The organism is Bythopirellula superficialaquae (assembly GCF_059632245.1).
This window is the reverse complement of the sequence record NZ_CP197426.1, coordinates 4,957,220-4,975,995: the sequence shown is the minus strand read 5'-3', so window position 1 is coordinate 4,975,995 and position 18,776 is coordinate 4,957,220. Positions and strand designations below refer to the sequence as shown.

Below are 18,776 nucleotides of genomic sequence, written 5' to 3'. Positions count from 1 at the left end.
AATTCTAGGGTTTCGGAAAGTTGAGCGTGAGCAGTTTTGTCTCACAAAAATTATCACAAAGAATAACTGAGATTTATAAATGAACTAGGAATGAAATGGGATTAAGTAACAGGACTGAAAATTGAACAGGTAAATGAAATTGGAATAAAGACTAAAACTAAAATAATAAAATTAATAGATAATAAGAATATACTAATATAATAAATGGAATAAAAGTGAAGTAATAACACCATAAACATTACGACTAGGAATCAACAGATCTTACAGTTCATCTATGGAGAATTAACGGTACCGACACCTGAAAATCTGCCTATCTTTCGCAGCAGACTGCCAAGGATTGCTCAGAGTTTCTCTCAGCCAATCGCATCTCAAAGAAAGTGAGTACCCTCATGTCCGAGACTAGGAACCAGTTTGCCAACAGGCAAAGTCACGTTAACCATCCGATGCGAATCTTGCACATCGAAGTCCCTGAACCCGTCTTCAACGCCGCCAAGGCCCAAGCCCTATTGCAGGGCATTAAGTGGCCCGACTTCATTGTCCAACTCCTGGAAAAAGAGGATCCACGCGGGCCGACGGCATCCCATCCAGGGTTTTCCTCGAAAACCCCTTAACAATAACGCCACCAAGAAAGGAGAAAACCATGAATCCCGTCTATCCGCCGTACGGCAAAACAGCAAAGCTGCTGACGTTTGACGAACTCGTCACCGTCCAGCGATTCCAGCCGGACATTGAGTCGCTGGTGGAAGGCGTGGTCGAACGACTCGCCATACCGGAAGGCGATTTACCGCTATGCGTCTACGTGAATCCCCTGGCCACGGTCGAATGCGACACGGCCAAAGAGGAGTTCTTCGCGAAGGCCCGCCAGGTCCAAGCTGAGTGGTGTCAGCGAGCCAGCAGCACTTTCGGCCGTCGCAATCGCCGGTCGGTGCGCGAATGGGCGTGTGAGCAGGGCAGGGTGCGCCGCGAGTCTCGCTACTGGCACCGAGCAGCCTGCTGGCAGGGGCTCTTATTTATCGACGGCCATTTCCTTCCACCCAGTCGCTGGCCCGATCGCAATGGCCACTCGACAACGCCGAACAAGAGAACTTCGCCGACCATGCAAAGCGTCTTTGAAGCACTGCTCGCCCTGACTGATCATAAATACTGGCAACAGCGATTGGCCGCAGCCGGTCTGACTGACAACTCTAACCTCCCCTACTGAGGAGATCGTTATGAATAACCTATCCAACACAGCCGTTGAGCCAACTCAAGGCACAAGGAGCGTTACCATCCTGCTACCCGAGGAGATTTTCCTGTTAACCTGCTTCGTTCAGGCCTCGAATAAGTTTTCGCGTAGCAAGTCATTTAAAAATTACGTCGCACAACACCTCGCGAATCCGAACGGCAAGCTTCACCTGGGATTTGCTCATCAGGAACATCGTTCACTCACGGTCTCGCTGCCAAGCGACATGCACAACAGGATTTACGAGAACGCCGCCCGAGAGGGAATTTGTGAAGGTGAACTCATCAAGCGACTCCTGGTCGACAAAATCCCTGTCAAGTTGCAAGAGCTGGTCAAGGACATCATCGAAGAGCTGAAACTCAATGCGGGTTCGCCAGGAATAACCCAACCACAGGAAGAGTCGCAAATCGAGACAACCCAGCAAAATACAAACCAAGATTCTGCCAAAGTGGCTCCTAAAATTGTCGGAGACGAACTCGGGAAATTTCTTACGACTTTGGACAAATCAACCATAGTTTCGACCGACGTCGATAACGAGCAAGCCATCAACGATGCGTTTTCAGACGCCAGCCATGAGAACGGCTTGCTTTTTGATACGGATGCGTATGAGCACCAAATCAACGGCGACTGTAAAGAGGCTTCGCCAAGCAAGCTGCCGCCAAATCGCACCGCTGAATTTGAGTGACCCTGGAAATCCGGAATCAATGTCGCCGAGATCAATATCAAGATTCGATTGCTGGCAGGCGAGATCCCATTTGCGATTAAAACCTGTAATGCATTTAGCCGTTCCTCGAAACTCCTCTTGACGCCCGTGCTAGCCTGAGGGTTTCCCTGCGAAAACTCAGGAGTACGAACGATGGCCAAGCGAGCGCGACTTTCCTAAGTCGGAGCGCGAGGCATTTTGACGGCGACAATTCAATGTCCGGCGGCAGCCTATGTGTGCGACCTCCTGGTCCATATATGTCGCCATGCACCACCCGCCGCTGCGCTGCTTCCGGTCGATGGGAGCGATACTCCCTTCGGTGAATCTGGTATCAAATGTCGGTTCGTCATGGGCGCGCAACACCATGGCCTGACCAGGGCGGCTAGAGCGAACGAAACAAGTTTGCCGGAACAAGCGTCGACGGAGAGTGCGTATGAAAAAACGGTCGAATTGCGGCAATTGTCAGGGATGGAAGAGTTTCTAACTTTAGCTGTTCGAAGCATTGCTCGTCCGGGCTTTGTGAGTTCACTTCTCATAGAACCAAGCACCTGCCAGCGTTGCCACAATTATGGCAGGTACGGTAGCTGTCGCCAGTACGAGAACTTCCACTAGAGGAATGGATAGGAGCGCAATCCATTTAGCAGACTGCATGGTGGCGATCACCCACCAGGCAAGTCCAGCTATAACTGCTGTCTTCGGTCCTTGGCCGTAGCTTTGGTCGGAGAGCCGCATAAAGCCACATAACCCAAACGCCCGCCGCAGCAGCCGATTCAAACCACAGAGCTAAACCAAACGCCCAATCGGGAGGGGCATGACCAGACTCCCGCCACCAACCAGCGCCGCAATTTTCGACCGGCAACCGCTACAATTTTCAATTGCGATTTACAGCCTCCAGCGACTTGCCGGAATGAGGCCCGCCGAGGTCTGTATCATGCGTCCGCGTGATATCGACAGGTCGAGCGAAGTCTGGATCTACAAACCCCAATGGCACAAGACCGACTACGCCAACAAAGAACGATCGATTCCCCTGCCGCATGAGAAATGGCCACTATTCTGATCTCCTAAAGGAGTGACCGGTTTTCAAACCCGCCACGAAAGTTACAAGTGCTACCGCACCCAGAAAAAAAATCGTGTCACCTGGCACACGCATCCAGCGAAGATTTTGCATGAGTGCCGATTGCATGAAGTCCGCGCTGCGTGCGTACCAGTATCCGTGTTCCACCGAGGCCCACGTTTGCATCAGGCCGACGGGCAGCAAGCTGAGTACACACATCGCCATCAAGCCGCCGTTGAGTGCCCAAAACGAGAATCGCAGCAGCCCGTCCTTCCATTGAACGCCAGGGACCAGCACGCGCAGGCATAGCAGCATCAGTCCGATTCCCAACATACCATAGACGCCAAATAAAGCCGCGTGCCCGTGGAGCGGCGTCGTGTTGAGTCCCTGCATGTAGTAGAGGGCAATCGGGGGATTGATCATAAACCCGAACAAACCAGCGCCAACCATATTCCAGAAGGCCACCGAGACAAAGAAGTAGATGGGCCATTTGTAGCGGAGTACCCAAGGTGAGGTTCTTGATCGCCGTAAGTCTTCCGTGGCGTCGAATCCTACTAAAACCAAGGGGACGACTTCCAACGCGCTAAAGACAGAGCCCCACGCTAAAGCAACTGGAGGAGTTCCAGAAAAATACAGGTGATGACAAGTGCCGATGATGCCGCCTGCCAGAAAAATCGTCGCAGAAAGCAACGCAGCCGCCGCAGCAATCCCGGGCCGTATCAGATTCAGCCGCATAAAGACAAAGGCAATCACCGTCGTTGCGAAGACTTCAAAGAAACCTTCGACCCAAAGATGGACCACCCACCAACGCCAGTATTCAACGATGGACAGGTTCGTGTGTCGGCCCCACGTGAGCCCAGCACCGTAGAACAGAGCAATGGCCGTGGAGGCGACGGCGAGTAAAGCGACGAGTTGTTTTTGCTCGCCTTGCTGCCGCAGTGCTGGCAGGAGCACGCGTACCATGAGAAACAACCACAGCAGCAAACCGATCAGCAAGCCAATTTGCCAGACTCGCCCCAAATCGACGTATTCATAGCCCTGGTGACCCAAATAGAACGAAACGGCATCCGACAGGTAGTTGTGGATGCTGAGCCACTCACCGGTTAAGGAGCCAAACACGACAACCAGCAAAGCAGCGAAGAGTATGTTGACGCCCAGTCGTTGCCCTTTCGGCTCCTGCTCGCTCACCAAAGGTCCGATGAACAAGCCTGCCGCAAGCCAAGCCGTAGCGATCCAAAACAAGCCGATTTGAACGTGCCAAGTGCGGGCTACGCTGTAGGGAAGCCACTGTGAAAGGGGAAACCCATAGAAGCCGTCTCCTTCAACCCCGTAGTGTGCCACGATGACGCCCAACAGCATTTGCAATAGGATCAAGGCAGAGACCACCCAAAAGTATTTGACGGTCGCTTGCTGTGACGGCGTTGCCTTCCAAAGCTCAAGTGGATCGTTGGTGGGAGGCTGAGATTCCTCGCTTTCGGCTCGGTGCGAAGCATACCACCACGCCATTGCCGAGATGCCCGCCAGGAGCATGATGATGCTCACGCCGGTCCAGACAACCGCGTCACCCGTGGCCCGATTGGCGACTAAGGGCTCGTACGGCCAGTTATTTGTGTAGCTCACGTCGGAGTCGGGTCGGTTCGTCGAGGCAGCCCAAGACGACCAAAAGAAAAACGCCGAAAGAGCTTTTAAGCGAAACTCGTCGGTCACGGCGTCTGCTGGGATTGCGTAGTCCGTATTGCCGTTCGCAAAAATATCCGAGTAATGGGCAAAGTTGGCTGCAAACGCTTCGGCGCGCAGCGGGTCGATGACTATTGTCTTGCTTGCCTGATCGTAGGTATTGGTTCGCAGCAGCGTCGTTAGCCGACCACTCAACTGTGCTTGTTGCTCGGCGCCAAGTGACTCGAAGTCGGATTGAAACTCGGTGTTCGACCAACGGTTGAGAATGAATACCGCTTCGCGATGTAGCCAGTCGGCTGTCCAGTCAGGCGCGACGTAGCTGCCGTGGCCCCAGATCGAGCCGACTTGCATCCCCCCCAATGTCTGCCAAACGTTCTGTCCTGCTTGAATGACGCCGGAGTCCACGACCGTCACGCCGGCTGTCGTGACTACCTTATCGGCAATAGGCGGGGCCTCTTGATAGATGCGAGTCCCGATCCAGCCGAGCACACTAAACGAGAGGATGATAACCGCACTGAATAGGAGCCAAAGTCGCTTCATAGAAATGCTCGCCAATGTTAGAAAATTTCATACGAGGGCATCGAGTGCTGCGAATCACGATATGACCACTCGCTGGAACTCGCAAAGTTGCTGGGGCTTGTTTGAAAGAACGTAAAATTTAAGGATTGCCAGCCAACGTTGGCCTAGCAAACTTAAGCCTTCAACAAGTAGTTCAAATATAGAGGTTGATTACTGTACGTCAAGGTATAGAATAAGATCATTGAACGAGGAGGAATTATGCTGCCGAAGACTGCTGAATATGCGCTACGCGCCGTGGTGTGGCTAGCGACTAACGTCGATCAACGTGAAGCGGCTGATGCGCTTGCTGAGCGCACCAAAGTTCCGCGGCGCTATTTAAACAAAGTGCTCCAAGAATTGGTGCAGGCAGGTTTGGTGACTTCACAATCTGGTCCGGGCGGAGGCTATGGTTTGGCCATTCCGCCGGAGAAGGTGACTATTCTGGATGTTGTCAACGCCGTTTCGCCTCTAGAACGAATTCGTCATTGTCCCTTGGGGCTACCTTCTCACACACGATTGTGTCCGCTTCACAAAGAGCTTGATCGTGTTTACGCCGAGACCGAGAAGGCACTAGGTCGAGTGACCATCGCTCGCCTCCTGCAGTCTACGAGTGCCATCTTACCTCTTTGCGACGTAATTAAATCACCATACAAGCGGCAACCATCACAAAGGAAATGAGCCATGACTCTCTCGGCCCAAGTAGCGCCACTTAACCCTCCCGTAGAAAAGATGCCAGGACACTGGTTGCTAGCTCGAATGGGGAAGCGAGTATTACGACCGGGCGGCCGCGAACTGACCCAAAGACTCCTATCAAAACTCGACATCAATCACACAGACGATGTCGTGGAGTTTGCGCCAGGGCTCGGTGCAACGGTCCGATTGACTCTGGCCCGTCAACCAGCCTCTTTTACCGCTGTCGAACGACACCAAGATGCCGCCGCCATAGTACAAAGGATTCTCTCCGGCCCAAGTCAAAAATGCGTCGTAGCAACAGCGGAACAGACGGGACTTGCAGACGCTTCGGCAACTGTTGTTTACGGAGAAGCCATGTTGTCCATGCAACCATCCACAGCCAAAGCGAGAATTATCGCCGAGGCAGCTCGACTACTGCGGACAAACGGACGTTATGGCATTCATGAGCTGTGCCTTACTCCCAACGACGTACCCAACGAGGTTCGTGAAGCGATATGCCGTGAGTTGTCTGATGACATCCACGTTGGCGTCCGCCCACTCACAGTTCAGGAATGGGAAAAGTTACTCCAATCGGCCGGGTTTACGGTTGTTGCGAGCGAGAAATCACCCATGCATCTTCTGGAACCCGCTCGGCTAATTCGCGACGAAGGGCTGCTGCGGGCGATACGTTTCGTTTGGAATGTGGTGACGCACAGTCAGGCGCGGCGACGAGTGCTTGCCATGCGAAGGGTTTTCAGAAAGTACAGCCAGCACTTAGCGGCGGTTGCATTCGTAGCCGTCAAATCAGAAAGGTCGTAGTCATGAATTCGCTCTGCACGATACTTGCAAACTTAAGCGACGAGATTGCGCCGCCCGACGACGGAACGCTTAGCCGAACGGTGTATCAGGACGATCATCTGAAGGTGGTTTTGTTTGGCTTTGCGACTGGTCAAGAACTGTCAGAACATACCGCGTCGATGCCTGCGATCATGCATTTCCTTTCGGGAGAGGCTGAAGTGACTCTTGGTTCAGACAGCTTGCGTGCGTCAGGTGGGACATGGATTCACATGCCGCCGCAACTGCCGCACAGCATTCGCGCTATGTCACCCGTCCTCATGTTGCTTCTGCTCTTGAAACAGGGTGGGCCCAAGGCCTAGAAACGTCCAAGCGGCGTACGGTAAGCTCCTGGTCAGCAATATCATGGCAGCGACCCTCTTGGCATGGCACCGAACGCGGGAGCGGGGATTGCTAGCCATGCGACTTAGTGAAATCAGAATTTCGTGTTCAGGTTGACGCTGTGTTGCTGTTCAACATTCTATATTGTGAGCAACCTACGATGCTGTTACGCCATTCAGCCAGAGAGGCGAGCGAGATCCCCGTTACCCATTGGCGTTATGGTGGCACGCCACGAGGTCCCAGTCTCGATATGCGGCCACGCCCAGGAAAAGTAGTCGAGTGCGCTACCGCACTCGGGTTTCACACGGGCTAAACGATTTACCTGCCTCCATGGCATTACGGACTGCGGATCACTGCACCATCAGGGTGTGTTATTGGACGCAAATCAAGTTTTTGCGTTCTGACGGTTCGACATTGGTCAGAAGCGGAGCCCTGCGCAGATCGCTAAGTGTCCTCAGGATGACGGCGCATTTCGCTGCCGCCAACTGCGGTCGATTGAAATTAGCACAGTTCCGAACATCAATTTGAATCTAGGTGCAGTCGATGAAACTGAGCCGCGTTTAACTGGTGCGCACCGATAGGTTACGGTACACAACGAATCTAGATGCAGAGGCTGGTTGCAAGCCTTCGGACAATCACGTAAGGGACGACCGCCAGCACAACTGCGACGATCAAGGCGTGACTAACCCGAATTGCATGTAGAGCGATGACTTGATACGTGAGATCAAGTGCGATTCCGATTAGGAAAAGAGTTCCCACGTCTCTCCAGGCTTCCCCGAGCCACTGCTGCCATTCTCTGGGGTGAGGCCGCGTCGCTCCCAGCGTGCGTGATCTGCCCCGCCGCGTATCAAGCCGACCAGCGCGAACTGCAAGCACTGTGGCCACAACCGGCTGCAGCAGGAGGCGAAGATGTAATGGCCCACTCTGTCGACCAACCAACTCAGTCCAAGCGTTTGATAACCATTCATCCACGACGTTCGCCTCCCCTGGGAATTCGCTATCGGCTGGGGCCTATCGATTGTTCGGTGGGAGGGCTGGCCATTTCTCGGCATACTTCTGTCCGTGTCGGTCGTCTTGGAGATGCGTTTCGCGATGACGCGGCATGGGACCGTGAGAGCATGCCGCCCGAAATGCTACGGGCCTTGAACCCGTTCTGCAGCAGAATGCGTGTCGCAAAATAGGCGCGCCCGCCGGAGCGGCAAATTACGTTAATCTCGCGGTCACGTGGCAACTCTTCCAGACGCCGGCGAAGCTGCGGTAGCGGAATATTGAGCGCGCCCGGGACCGACTCCACTTCGAGTTCGGGGGGGTTGCGCACGTCCAGGAGGAACGACCCGTCCAAGGAATTCCAATGGCAGACCGGCATGTCATTACGCAGGACATTTGCCGCAACCATACCTGCAAAGTTGACGGGATCCTTCGCGCTACCGAATGGTGGCGCATAGCACAGTTCGGCCTCCTCAAGGTCGTAAATCGTCGCCTTCATCTGGATCGCCATCGCCAAGGCATCGATTCGCTTGGGGACGCCGGCCTCGGCGAGCACTTGTGCGCCGAGGAGACGACCGTCGGACTTGCGGAAGAGCACCTTCATCGCCATCATCTTGGCGTCCGGGTAATAGCCGGCGTGCGAATTAGGGTACAGATAGATCTTCTCGTAGTCCGTTTCTCCCAACTGCTGCAATGATTTTTCGCTGACACCGGTTTGGCCGATGGCGGCTTCGAAGATTTGACAGATCGAGGTACCCTGCGTGCCGCGGTAACGCGACATGCGGCCGGCAATCACGTCGGCTGCAATCCGACCCTGTCGATTGGCAGGACCGGCGAGCGGGATGAGCGTCCACTGGTCGGTGACGTAGTCCTTCACCTCGACTGCGTCCCCTACGGCGAGGATGTCAGTGATACTCGTACGCATCTGCTCGTCGATGCGGATGCCGCCGCGCTGGCCAATCTCGATCCCCGCCGACTTCGCAAGCGACGTCTCTGGCCGTACGCCGATCGCCAGGATGACAATGTCCGCCGGATGCGCCTTGCCAGAACTTGTCAGCACTTCCAGTGATCCGTCAGCGACTTGACGGAATCCCGCCACGCCATCGTTGAGTTCCAAGCGGACGCCGTGCTTAACCAGATAGCGTTCGACGAGTCGTGCCATTTCCGGATCAAGGGGAGGCATCACTTGGTTCAGCTTTTCAACAAGCGTCACCTCAAGCCCAAGATGGGCCAAGTTTTCTACCATCTCTAATCCAATGAACCCTCCTCCGACCACGACTGCGCGCTGCGGATTCGTTACGACCTGCAATCCAGTATAAGAATTCAGTCCGGTCTGGGATTCGGCTCCGCGCTGCAGCCACGCGCGGATGGTCCGGGCGTCTGGCACGGTCCTGACCGAAAAGATTCCTGGAAGATCGATGCCGGGGAGCGGCGGCCGGATCGGCGCTGCGCCCGGCGATAGCACGAGCTTGTCATAGGACTCGGTCGTAACCTCTCCAGTCGCGAGATGGCGGAGGTCCACGGTCTTCTTCTCCGGCGAGATGGAAATGGCTTCGCAGCCAGTGCGTACAGAGATGCCGAACATATCGCGAAACGTCTGCTCGGTCGCGACGAGCAGACTGGACTCTTTTTCAATTACGCCGCCGACGTGGTAGGGAAGGCCGCAGTTTGCGTACGAGACATACGGCCCCCGCTCCACGATTAAGATTTCAGCCTTCTCATCCAATCGGCGCAGACGCGCTGCACACGAGGCACCGCCGGCAACTCCGCCAACAATGATTACTTTCATGAAAGTGTTCCTTTTGCAGTTCGTCGTGTTCACGATGTCATAAGCCGAATAGCTCGACGAAGTCAGCAACGGCTGGGTATTAATGTCACAAGTTCTCCACAATGACCATCATGACCGAGACAAAGAACCCGATGACCGTGAAGACGCCGGCCAGTTTGCCACCGTGTTCGTATGCTTCGGGAATCATCGAATTCGCGAGCATCATGAGGATCGCTCCGCCCGCGAAAGCCTGGATAAATGCGAGCCAAGTCGTGGATACTCCGCGGAACAGACTGTACCCTCCGACGCTGGCCATCGCACATACTAATGCGATTACAATCCAAAGCAGGATGATTTTCTGGTTACTCGCGCCTCCTGCTTTCATCCCGACGGTTCCCGCGATGGCTTCCGGCAGATTGGAGACAAAGACTGCCACCAGCATGGCGAGGCTGATCGTTCCCCCTTCAAAAAGCCCGAGGCCGATGACGATCGATTCCGGCACCCCGTCAAGAATGATCGCCAAGACCATGGGGATCACCAGCCTCGATTGCGAAGACGCATCCAAATCCACGGGGTCGGCTCCGGCGATCTGCCCAATCCACCGGTCGCTAAAGAAAAAAGTAAACGCACCTGCGAACAATCCCAAAGCAGGAAATCCAGTTAACTTCGCGATCCGCACTGCTTCAAAGATTAGTTCGTAGGAAATGGCGGAGATAAGCGTTCCCGCGCCGAAAGCCATAATGATCCCGATGGTTCGCTTGCTCAAAGCGATACGGGATGCGGTCACCCCTCCGATGATCAAGGAGGAGGTTGCCAACAGACCCCAGAGGAATGCACCCAACATAAAATGAGACCTCTTCCTTCTCGGCACCTCACCTGAGAATCTTAGGGGATTGATCGTCGGTTTCGGGCTTCATGAGTGGGATTTTGTATCGGGAGTTCGTTGAGATTTCGCGGACCGCGGTGCAATGTTCTCGTTGGGGTTGGTGACATCGGCTCGCAAACTCTCCATGCCCACTTGGCGGTCAAACTTTGCCAACTGGGACAATACAAGAGCCACTGGAGCTGCGGCCGCAGCTACTGCCGTTTCGAAGGAGGTGCCTTTGCCTTGGCTACAGGATCCGGTTAAAAAGGCGTCGACTGTGTTCCCGGTCAAGTTGGTGAGTGTGATAAAGCGTACATAAGCGAGGATCTCAGCGACTTCAGCGTCGCAGTAGTGCTCTCGCAGGTTTTCAATCGACTCCGGATCAATCTGGTCGAGCTCCTCCGCGTAGTGCTGAGCGAACAGGATCGCCGCGGCTTCGGCAGGATTCTTAGCCGCTAGAGACTCGCTTTGCTGGCCTAAAATCTGGTTGACCTCGTCCAGCGGCACGCCCTGCGCCATCGCCCAATGGGTATGCCCCCATTTGCAGTAGCGACAGTCATTTACCGAAGATACGGCGAGAAAGAGCTTCTCTCGGAGCGCCGCGGATATCCTGGGTCGAAATGCCGCCTCAAAAAGGACCGGACCGGAAGCCACGACATCAGCAACTGTCTTGAAAAAATTGTCGCGTGTCAGCGTACGCTTCGGCTTGCTGGCAGGCTTCGGCGGCGCATTCTCTTCAATCTTTGGGTACGGATCGGCGGCTGTTGCTGGTTCGCCTTTCTCGGGCAGCGGCGAGCCGGCAGAGTGCTGTGGCTTTGTTTGTCTTGAGGTTCTGGTCGACATTGTCACTCCTTTCATCGCTCTTGTTTCATCGCGTGTTGGCAGGCTATTTGGTTTGCTTGGACGCCGCTTCTTCGAGGATGATTCTCTCGGGATCAATGCTGTAAACCCAAGGCGCCGAGTTCTTCCAGCCATTCTTCATCCGCTTGCCGTGATGGACACTATTGGGATCGTCGACCAAGTCTCCTTCGACGCCATCAACGATGTTGTAGGCGTTGGTGAACCCCGCGGCCGCTAGCTGGTTAACCGCCATGGCGCCGCGGCCGCCTGAACGGCACGTGACTAGTAAGATGTCTGCTGGCTGGGCAATCTCTTGAGCGAGGGCAACAAAAGCCTTGTTTGGCTCGGCCTTGTACTCAAACTTGCCACCTTTTCGCTGGTAGGACAGGAAGGCGAGGGGGATGTTCCAGGCCATCTCGGGGTGACCGACGAACGCGTACTCCTCTGGGGTACGCACGTCGATGACCTTGACCTTGTCCGGCGCAGCCTTCCACATCTCATACGCCTGCGCCGCCGTCACGTAGAGTCCGAGAGACGTCTGCTTCGCCTTCGGGAGCTGGTTTTCCGCAACTGTGGTTGCCGGCTGTTCGGTTTGAGCGACCGTTATTCTCGGAGCGGACGCGAATAATGCGCTCGCAACAACGAGCAGAGCGACCCTTACCGTGTAGCGGAGGTGTCCATCAAATATCGGAATCATGAGTAGCTCCTTGCTTTGGACTTTCGAAGTTCGATGTTACGGCACGTAATTGGCGCTGGTGTCTTTGCCGTAGCCGCATCCCTGGTAGGTACAATGCAGTTCGTCGCGGAGGATGGCCGCCCAGCCGTCGCAGCGGGAGGTGTTGAGCGACAGCTCCTTGGTCAGCACCTTGGTCTCGAAGGTCCAGCCCTTGGGCAGGCCCTTCAGCTTGCTGCCCACCTGGTGCAGGTTTTCGAGCGTCAGGCTCGGGTCGACATCCTTCGTGTACTCCTGCATCACCCACACCGTGCCGTTCGGCTCGCGCAGCAGGTGCACCGGCTTGCCGGCGTGCCAGACCCAGTTGGTGTTGCGGTAGATCAGGTTGGGCGCATACGGCGTCTGCATCTGGGCCGTCATCTCGGCCCCGGTCATCTCGCCGCCGTAGAGCAGATTGACGCCATCGAAGTTCACGACGTCACCGCCCTGGACATCCTGCTCGTCCATCAGCCAGTAGCGGCCACCGTTGACCATGCACATGTCGACCTCGAACTGCTTGGCCAGTCGCGCCCCGTCCATCTTCTTGTGGCTGTCTATGGTGATCTCGTCGAGATTGGCCGCTGTGTAGACATGGGCCCGTAGAGTCGCGCCCGTCCCGACGAAGGCACCGAGCCCGCAGAACGGCCGTCCGCGCGTGTTCTTGGCGGTGCGGCGATCACCGTGTAATCCGATCCTGAGTTTCATGGAGATTCTCCTTTTGGGTAATCGGGACGCGGCAACACTGCGTCCTGATTTGTTTAGGACATGTAGGGCGCATCAACCCCTACTTCTTCATCTGTTTCGCAACAAACTCCTGGATTCTCTTGCCTTGCGCGGCCAACCCTCCATCGGTGCTGAACTGGAGGATCTCGGCGCCTTCCTTCGACTTGAAGTTGTGCGGAGCCGGCCAGAAGCAGGCGTCCCCAGCGCGGCAAACTTCAATGGTTCCGTCAAGGTAAATGACCTCCACCGAGCCCTTTATGACGTAAGCCCAGTGCTCGACCCCGCACAGATCGTGCTCCAGTCCCTTTCCTTTCAGAATGTCTGTGAAATCAGTGCCCGGGGCAAAGACGTGGAAGGCGCACTGCATGCCGCCCCATCGCTCCTCCCAGATCTTGAGGCCCGGGGTGTTCTGGGTGACGAAGTCGTCTACCGGGTTCATATCCATCATTTTCTTGTGCATGCGATTATTCCTCGTTGCGTTTGTGCCTCACCGACCGGCGGTGATGGCGAGTTTTTTATGGCCAGACCCGGTCGCTTGACAGGCTTGGCACCGTGGCGGGCAGATCAACTGCCAGCACCCGTCATTGTGGGGATGGTGGAAAGAGACCACCATTCGTAAAACTACGACAATGGCATTGCGCTTTGCGCAACGCGCCGTCGTGCATGAGCAGGTGTCAGCGGCGGCCTACTCGATCGAAATGATCCCGCTGCGAATGGCGAATTGGACCAGTTCGGCGGTGCTCTTGAGCCCAAGCGACTCCAAGATGCGTGCCTTGTGAGCTTCCGCCGTTCGGACGGAAATCTTCAGCGCGGCCGCGATCTCTTTGGCGGAACGCCCCTCCGCAATGAGCTGCAGCACTTCGCGTTGACGCACCGTGAGCCTCGTCGTCAATTCTCCTGACCGCGCTTCTCCTCCGCGATAGGACTGCAGCAGCTCCCCTGCAATCAAAGGGGTGATGTAAGTTTTCCCTTGGAGTGCCTCGCGGATGGCGGTCACGAGTTCCGCAGAGACGGAGTGCTTGAGTACGAATCCTGAGGCCCCAGATTCCATCGCACGGCGCGCGTAGGCAACGTCCTTGTGCATGGTCAGAAACACGATCTTGGCTGATAAACCCGTCGATCGCACGATTGCCGCAGCCTCGATACCATTAAGCGACGGCATGCTGATGTCGGCTACGATAACATCGGGCAGATGCTGTTTGGCCGCGGCGACAAGTGCCTGGCCGTCGGAGACAACCGCGACCACCTCGAACTCAGGTTCAAGCAGGCTGCGAATTCCTTCCGCGAGGATCTGGTGGTCGTCGGCAATTACCACACGCGCTCGGCTCATCGCGTGCACCTTGTCAGAGGCGCGCGGACCTCGACCGTTGTCCCGCTGCCAGTGGCCGAAGTAACCGAAAACTGACCATCAATTAACGCCGCCCGCTCCGCCATGCTGGAAAGCCCCAAACCCGGGCGGCTCCGTTCACACTCAGTATCAAAGCCAACGCCACGATCCTCGATACGCAAAACTACGTCTGATCCGATTGCATGTAGCGTCACGAGGACTTCGGCTGCAGCAGCGTGCTTAGCGACATTTCTCAGCGATTCCTGTGCGATCCGATAGAGACCCAGCGCCACTTCGGGCGGCACAGTCCCCGATATTTCGCCTGGGCGGTATTCCACCTGGATATCTTCTCGCAGCGCGAATGCCGTACACTCTGAACGCAGGGCTTCTGCAAGGCCCAGGTCGTCGAGGATAGCCGGGTGGAGCTGACGCGAGAGGGCATGCACATCCTCGGAGAGCGACACTAGCTGTTCTTGAATGGCACGGAGAAGCGGCACGGCGGTTTCTTTGGTCCCGAAGTGACGCTCTAACTTTGCCGTGTCGATTCCCAGACTCGCTAGACGTTGCGTCCAATCGTCGTGCATCTCACGCGCGATCCGACGTCGTTCCTCCTCCTGGGCATGCAGCAGCATGCCGGTAAGTTGGCGAAGCCGTTCCTGGCTCTGTCTAAGTGAGACTTCTTTTGCGCATATAGCTTCATCCGCCCGTTTGCGCGCAAGTGCGTTCGTGAAGATATCCCCGACCAGACGGAGACGCTTTACTACCTCGTCTGGCCAAGCGAGATGCGTGCGAAAGCTGGCGAGTCCGATGGCACCGACGACCGAGCCCATCACGATCAGAGGAATGGTCACGCTCGATTTCTGGCCTGATCGGTGTAGATATTCTCGCTCCTGGATCGCATCGGCCGGCAAATCGTCGGGCAATCGCACAACAACTCCCTGTCGGATCATTCTTGCATAAGTCGGAAATTGAGCATGTAGAACGAACCCCAAACATGAGGGCACCACCGGCAACTGGTACGAATGGGTTACGACGAATTCCTGACCGTCTGCCGACACCTGGCCAAAACCGCAGCGGTCTACGCCGAGCAGTTCCACAATCCGCCGCAAGCCCCACTCAATCTGAGAATCAACTTCGTCGGCGGGCACGTTGACGAACTGCGACGACAGTTCTGTCAGTAACTCTTCGAAAGACAGCCGGTTATGCATTTCGCCCGCCAACGGACAACCAGTATCGTCTAGAGATTCGCAGAAGTTAGAACTTAGATTTATTGCTTCACTTGACAACCCTGATAGGGGACATAGCATCGGCGCATCCGGATCCTTCTCCAGAAGCTGGTCGTCAAATGCCTCTTCCGGCGACGTAGATCGCTCAACCATCTTGATTACCTTAGCGGGGATGCTCATAAATTCAATTCTATCTGCTGTAGAATCAACACGACAGCGTCAGCGGATTCGAGATGCCCACTTTTGCAGGCTGCTAGTAATTCCGAGCAAATTACGGCAATTGCCGCCAAAGTAGGCTTGGGCTTCGCGTTATTCCTGGCGCATGCTCGGTCGTGACTAGCCGTCAACTCTGCGGCTTTAAGACGCTGTCGCTTAGGGGGAAGCATCAAGGCGATTTGCGGATCGCTCCCTTATCATCTTTCAGGAATCCCGCTCGTGCGAACGGGACGAATTAAGCTGAGCTCTCAATAGGCTGCTTCTAGTGCGCCGAGTTGAGGTCGACTTCGCTCAGTTTCAGGTTTTGGTTCGGCTCTGAAGTAGGAAAGACTTCTGGTGCGACTAAGTGGGCGGACCCGCAGTCGGTTAAAGAGACCTCTGTAGCTGCGCCATCACATGGATGACAACAAGGTCTTGGCCGTAGAAGCTCTGCTTTAGCGACTTCGCTCGCACCGCATGAGGGCGTGTCATTTGGCATGAAAGACAGCAAGTGAAGCTTCTGGCGTTACCGCCGCGAACTGCTCGCTCATAACAACGCTGTCAGGGCAAAAAGCCTTAGAAAATCGGTGAGCGCCAGAAAGTAGACCACCCTCGAAACCGGTTCGAAATGCCACGGCCAGTCGTGCCAACTCCCGCCGCGATAGCGATTGAGTGGAACCGCCAAGGCGATGGCCACGATCAGCAGTTGGGAGAATGGTTACATCGAGAGCTTTAACGGTAAGCTCCGCAACGAGCTGTTGGCCCGTGAACAGTTCGATACATTACTTGAAGCCAAGTTGCTCATCGAGCGTTGGCGGAATCATTATAACACCGTGAGGCCACACAGCAGCCTCGGCTAGCCCCCTCAAATACCGCACGGCTTTCCCTCATTGGCAGTACACGGCCTGCCGCGTGTGTTCTCAAAGTTTCGGCAACCCGAATTGTATCGCACGTTCGAGTTGGTGTTGAGCCAGTAGTTTATTGCAGGCTTTGGTTCTGCGGTTGTTGTTTCGCCTCGCGGTGTGAAGGCCGATACCCCGAAGCCGAGTTCATCACCGGCCTCAGCAGGAACGTCGTACGTACCCTGCGCAGAGGCATCTTGACAGGTTCGGATAAAGAGATTATCTTAATAAATAGCTTGCGGATTGTGTGGCATGCGTTGCCTATGGCACGAGAGGTGAACCGGTTAGGCCGCGAGCAGTAAAGCTAACTCGGTTCGTCTCCAAATTTGGTGCATCACTCCTCGTTGTGAGTGGTGCTACGTCCCCATTTTTGGAGGATTTATGATGCAATCTGACTGTTCTGAAACGATCGTACTTACCGGTCCCTGCCCGACTTTCTTTCGTACTTGTTGCTTTGAGGCCTCGCAAGGAAACGCGCACGGAATCCGCGTGGGATACGATCACCCGGGCTACCAATTGACGATTGGCATTGAAGGCGAGCAACCTTATGAGACTGAAGATGCAGAATGGGAATCGGCTATCGAATCTTTAATCTGCAAAATCCAGGAGGCTGACGATGATGCAGTTATCAAGTGGTTCGCGCGATGGCTGCCACGATGTATAGCACTCGTGCCCCGCAGACGCCGCACCATGTTCGTAAGGGGCGTCTACAAAGCTGCTGTTGCCAACGGCTGGATTATAGCCGACATCCAGCCCACGAGTACTAGCTATAACTCTTACGCTCCTCGTGGGCTGGCTCTATTTGAACTCACGGCTAACGCTTCTGTTTGGCGAATATGACGATCTCGTGAGGTGGTGTCAGCGACACCCGATAAGGCGCATTTCCAAACTCTTGTACATCTTTTTGAGAATGGCCAGAAGTTGCTTTCATCCTAGAAAGCAAGTGATTTTCGGTGCATTGGGGATTCGTTTTTATGTTCGTGGCAAGCTGAGCGAGGTGAAATTGTATTCTCGCGGCACACGCTACGGAAGCGGTTCCGGACTGCGTGCAAAGTCCTTGGTCAGGAAAGAGTGAAGACGCTCACCATTCATCATGGCCAGCATTGGAGAGCCTGTTCAAGATCTCCAACTTGGCGAAAAGTATGGCGAATAGATAGTGCGGTAAGAGGTCCGAGTATCTGCCGGAAATTTCCGCGACCTGAAAGCAATGGTTGATTTTCATGAAATGATTGTTGGCGAGGGCCGCCACGACATGCAAGAACGCATTGTTCAGTAGTACATGACGAAAGTATTTTGCCTCGACTTTAGCCAGCTCGACTTGCCGCTCAGCAGGTGTCAGTTCCTGATTCGAGAGAATGCGGTCGCGATAAGTGCCCGGCTGGAGCATGCTGATGGCGAATTCGGGGTCGTCGTCGACAGTCGCAGGCAAGACTAGGCAGAGAGCATTCCAGAACCACATGTCTCCAACATCCGCACGCTCGAACCATCGCCGCACGGCTCTCCGAGATTGCTCCACCCCTCCGACACTTTCAGGACGATACTCAACCGGCAGGTAACCAGACACTCCTTGCTCCCACCTGACGGAAGCGAAGATCGAGAGTCGCCAATGCAGGATGCCCTTCTCGATGACATAATCGCCACCAGCCTGTCCGCCCCTCATGAACGGACGTAAGTGGCTCAGTTCCGTGGCTAACGCTGTGTCGTCCGGATGACTTTTCAGGAGGCCACTCAAGTGAGCAGCCGCTTCCTGCCAGTCAGAGAGCGTATGACGAGGGCCGTGGTACTCAGGGTTGTCACCCTGGAACTCACCGAAAGAGATGGGGTCACGCTTCGCCAAGGTGGGTAAGAGGCGTACCCTGAACTCCTCAAGCTCTGCCAAAACGGTGTTGGTCATTGGCTTCATGAGTGATCCAATCATAGTGAAAAAAACGAGACATAAGATCCAAAGAATTGGGCTTGAGCAATCTTCAATTCCACTTCTTGAGCTTTCGCAGGGACTGTCACAATGTTGACCTTTTACCACGTTTCTTGGTTCGTGCGGGGGCAATTTTTTAAGAATCTTGCCTTTGGGAGGAGGGACCACCGCTGTCGGAAAGTCGTGGGCTATCGCAATTCATTGCTCCGCTTTTTAGATTTGTCTGATAGGCATGGTACCACTCCGCGGATAAT

The 18,776-nt window shown here is 55.1% G+C and carries 17 protein-coding genes; 7 read left to right on the top strand and 10 right to left on the bottom strand.

The genetic code is table 11. The features are described 5' to 3' along the window. Nucleotides 1-389: 389 nt before the first annotated feature. Genes SH678x_RS20525 through SH678x_RS20515 form a run of 3 tightly spaced genes read left to right on the top strand, consistent with a single transcriptional unit; the run spans nt 390 to nt 1,907 of the window. Entirely contained in the window at nt 390-611 is a 222-nt protein-coding gene (locus tag SH678x_RS20525; RefSeq protein ID WP_496920329.1) for a hypothetical protein, read from the top strand. 29 nt (nt 612-640) lie between these two features. Further along, complete coding sequence (locus SH678x_RS20520; RefSeq protein WP_496920328.1) at nt 641-1,201, top strand: hypothetical protein; 561 nt, start codon at nt 641-643, stop codon at nt 1,199-1,201. A gap of 10 nt (nt 1,202-1,211) precedes the next feature. Further along, nucleotides 1,212-1,907, top strand: coding sequence for a hypothetical protein (locus SH678x_RS20515; protein WP_496920327.1), 696 nt, complete (start codon nt 1,212-1,214; stop codon nt 1,905-1,907). Between the two features lie 1,066 nt (nt 1,908-2,973). Here SH678x_RS20515 and SH678x_RS20510 read toward each other — a convergent pair. Further along, a complete protein-coding gene (locus tag SH678x_RS20510; protein WP_496920326.1) occupies nt 2,974-5,196 on the bottom strand; it encodes a nitric-oxide reductase large subunit in 2,223 nt (740 codons plus the stop codon). 237 nt (nt 5,197-5,433) lie between these two features. On the opposite strand from SH678x_RS20510, the gene SH678x_RS20505 reads away from it, so the two are divergent. From SH678x_RS20505 to SH678x_RS20495, 3 genes are read left to right on the top strand one after another with little or no spacing between them, the layout of a single operon-like run. Beyond that, nucleotides 5,434-5,892, top strand: a complete 459-nt coding sequence (locus SH678x_RS20505; RefSeq protein WP_496920325.1) for an Rrf2 family transcriptional regulator — start codon at nt 5,434-5,436, stop codon at nt 5,890-5,892. Between the two features lie 3 nt (nt 5,893-5,895). Further along, the gene (locus SH678x_RS20500) at nt 5,896-6,705 is read left to right on the top strand and encodes a class I SAM-dependent methyltransferase (RefSeq protein WP_496920324.1); all 810 of its coding nucleotides are present in this window, start codon (nt 5,896-5,898) and stop codon (nt 6,703-6,705) included. Nucleotides 6,706-6,707: 2 nt separating this feature from the next. After that, on the top strand, nt 6,708-7,043 hold the full coding sequence (locus SH678x_RS20495) for a cupin domain-containing protein (RefSeq protein WP_496920323.1): 336 nt from the start codon (nt 6,708-6,710) through the stop codon (nt 7,041-7,043). 1,016 nt (nt 7,044-8,059) lie between these two features. Here the strand turns inward: SH678x_RS20495 and SH678x_RS20490 are convergent. The 8 genes from SH678x_RS20490 to SH678x_RS20455 form a co-directional block, all read right to left on the bottom strand. Next, a complete protein-coding gene (locus SH678x_RS20490; protein WP_496920322.1) occupies nt 8,060-9,838 on the bottom strand; it encodes an FAD-dependent oxidoreductase in 1,779 nt (592 codons plus the stop codon). An 85-nt stretch (nt 9,839-9,923) separates the two neighbouring features. Then, nucleotides 9,924-10,661 (bottom strand): ZIP family metal transporter, encoded by a 738-nt coding sequence (locus SH678x_RS20485; protein WP_496920321.1) that lies wholly within the window; start codon nt 10,659-10,661, stop codon nt 9,924-9,926. A 69-nt stretch (nt 10,662-10,730) separates the two neighbouring features. Then, the gene (locus SH678x_RS20480) at nt 10,731-11,525 is read right to left on the bottom strand and encodes a carboxymuconolactone decarboxylase family protein (RefSeq protein WP_496920320.1); all 795 of its coding nucleotides are present in this window, start codon (nt 11,523-11,525) and stop codon (nt 10,731-10,733) included. A 43-nt stretch (nt 11,526-11,568) separates the two neighbouring features. Continuing rightward, nucleotides 11,569-12,219, bottom strand: a complete 651-nt coding sequence (locus SH678x_RS20475) for a rhodanese-like domain-containing protein (protein ID WP_496920319.1) — start codon at nt 12,217-12,219, stop codon at nt 11,569-11,571. Between the two features lie 36 nt (nt 12,220-12,255). Beyond that, on the bottom strand, nt 12,256-12,939 hold the full coding sequence (locus SH678x_RS20470; protein ID WP_496920318.1) for a hypothetical protein: 684 nt from the start codon (nt 12,937-12,939) through the stop codon (nt 12,256-12,258). Between the two features lie 79 nt (nt 12,940-13,018). Beyond that, on the bottom strand, nt 13,019-13,417 hold the full coding sequence (locus SH678x_RS20465) for a cupin domain-containing protein (protein ID WP_496920317.1): 399 nt from the start codon (nt 13,415-13,417) through the stop codon (nt 13,019-13,021). Between the two features lie 225 nt (nt 13,418-13,642). After that, on the bottom strand, nt 13,643-14,287 hold the full coding sequence (locus SH678x_RS20460; RefSeq protein ID WP_496920316.1) for a response regulator: 645 nt from the start codon (nt 14,285-14,287) through the stop codon (nt 13,643-13,645). Next, nucleotides 14,284-15,492: an ATP-binding protein gene (locus SH678x_RS20455; protein WP_496920315.1), complete on the bottom strand. Its 1,209-nt coding sequence runs from the start codon at nt 15,490-15,492 to the stop codon at nt 14,284-14,286. Before SH678x_RS20455 ends, SH678x_RS20460 begins: the two co-directional genes overlap by 4 nt. Before the next feature lie 881 nt (nt 15,493-16,373). Here SH678x_RS20455 and SH678x_RS20450 point away from each other — a divergent pair. After that, nucleotides 16,374-16,565, top strand: coding sequence for an integrase core domain-containing protein (locus tag SH678x_RS20450; RefSeq protein WP_496920314.1), 192 nt, complete (start codon nt 16,374-16,376; stop codon nt 16,563-16,565). 1,123 nt (nt 16,566-17,688) lie between these two features. Here SH678x_RS20450 and SH678x_RS20445 read toward each other — a convergent pair. Then, a complete protein-coding gene (locus SH678x_RS20445; protein WP_496920313.1) occupies nt 17,689-18,510 on the bottom strand; it encodes a hypothetical protein in 822 nt (273 codons plus the stop codon). Between the last annotated feature and the right edge of the window lie 266 nt (nt 18,511-18,776).

Excerpts from the sequence above, each read along its gene's own strand:
- SH678x_RS20525 (WP_496920329.1), top strand. The coding sequence starts at position 390 with ATGTCCGAGACTAGGAACCAGTTTGCCAACAGGCAAAGTCACGTTAAC.
- SH678x_RS20520 (WP_496920328.1), top strand. The coding sequence starts at position 641 with ATGAATCCCGTCTATCCGCCGTACGGCAAAACAGCAAAGCTGCTGACG.
- SH678x_RS20515 (WP_496920327.1), top strand. The coding sequence starts at position 1,212 with ATGAATAACCTATCCAACACAGCCGTTGAGCCAACTCAAGGCACAAGG.
- SH678x_RS20510 (WP_496920326.1), bottom strand. The coding sequence starts at position 5,196 with ATGAAGCGACTTTGGCTCCTATTCAGTGCGGTTATCATCCTCTCGTTT.
- SH678x_RS20505 (WP_496920325.1), top strand. The coding sequence starts at position 5,434 with ATGCTGCCGAAGACTGCTGAATATGCGCTACGCGCCGTGGTGTGGCTA.
- SH678x_RS20500 (WP_496920324.1), top strand. The coding sequence starts at position 5,896 with ATGACTCTCTCGGCCCAAGTAGCGCCACTTAACCCTCCCGTAGAAAAG.
- SH678x_RS20495 (WP_496920323.1), top strand. The coding sequence starts at position 6,708 with ATGAATTCGCTCTGCACGATACTTGCAAACTTAAGCGACGAGATTGCG.
- SH678x_RS20490 (WP_496920322.1), bottom strand. The coding sequence starts at position 9,838 with ATGAAAGTAATCATTGTTGGCGGAGTTGCCGGCGGTGCCTCGTGTGCA.
- SH678x_RS20485 (WP_496920321.1), bottom strand. The coding sequence starts at position 10,661 with ATGTTGGGTGCATTCCTCTGGGGTCTGTTGGCAACCTCCTCCTTGATC.
- SH678x_RS20480 (WP_496920320.1), bottom strand. The coding sequence starts at position 11,525 with ATGTCGACCAGAACCTCAAGACAAACAAAGCCACAGCACTCTGCCGGC.
- SH678x_RS20475 (WP_496920319.1), bottom strand. The coding sequence starts at position 12,219 with ATGATTCCGATATTTGATGGACACCTCCGCTACACGGTAAGGGTCGCT.
- SH678x_RS20470 (WP_496920318.1), bottom strand. The coding sequence starts at position 12,939 with ATGAAACTCAGGATCGGATTACACGGTGATCGCCGCACCGCCAAGAAC.
- SH678x_RS20465 (WP_496920317.1), bottom strand. The coding sequence starts at position 13,417 with ATGCACAAGAAAATGATGGATATGAACCCGGTAGACGACTTCGTCACC.
- SH678x_RS20460 (WP_496920316.1), bottom strand. The coding sequence starts at position 14,287 with ATGAGCCGAGCGCGTGTGGTAATTGCCGACGACCACCAGATCCTCGCG.
- SH678x_RS20455 (WP_496920315.1), bottom strand. The coding sequence starts at position 15,492 with ATGCATAACCGGCTGTCTTTCGAAGAGTTACTGACAGAACTGTCGTCG.
- SH678x_RS20445 (WP_496920313.1), bottom strand. The coding sequence starts at position 18,510 with ATGAAGCCAATGACCAACACCGTTTTGGCAGAGCTTGAGGAGTTCAGG.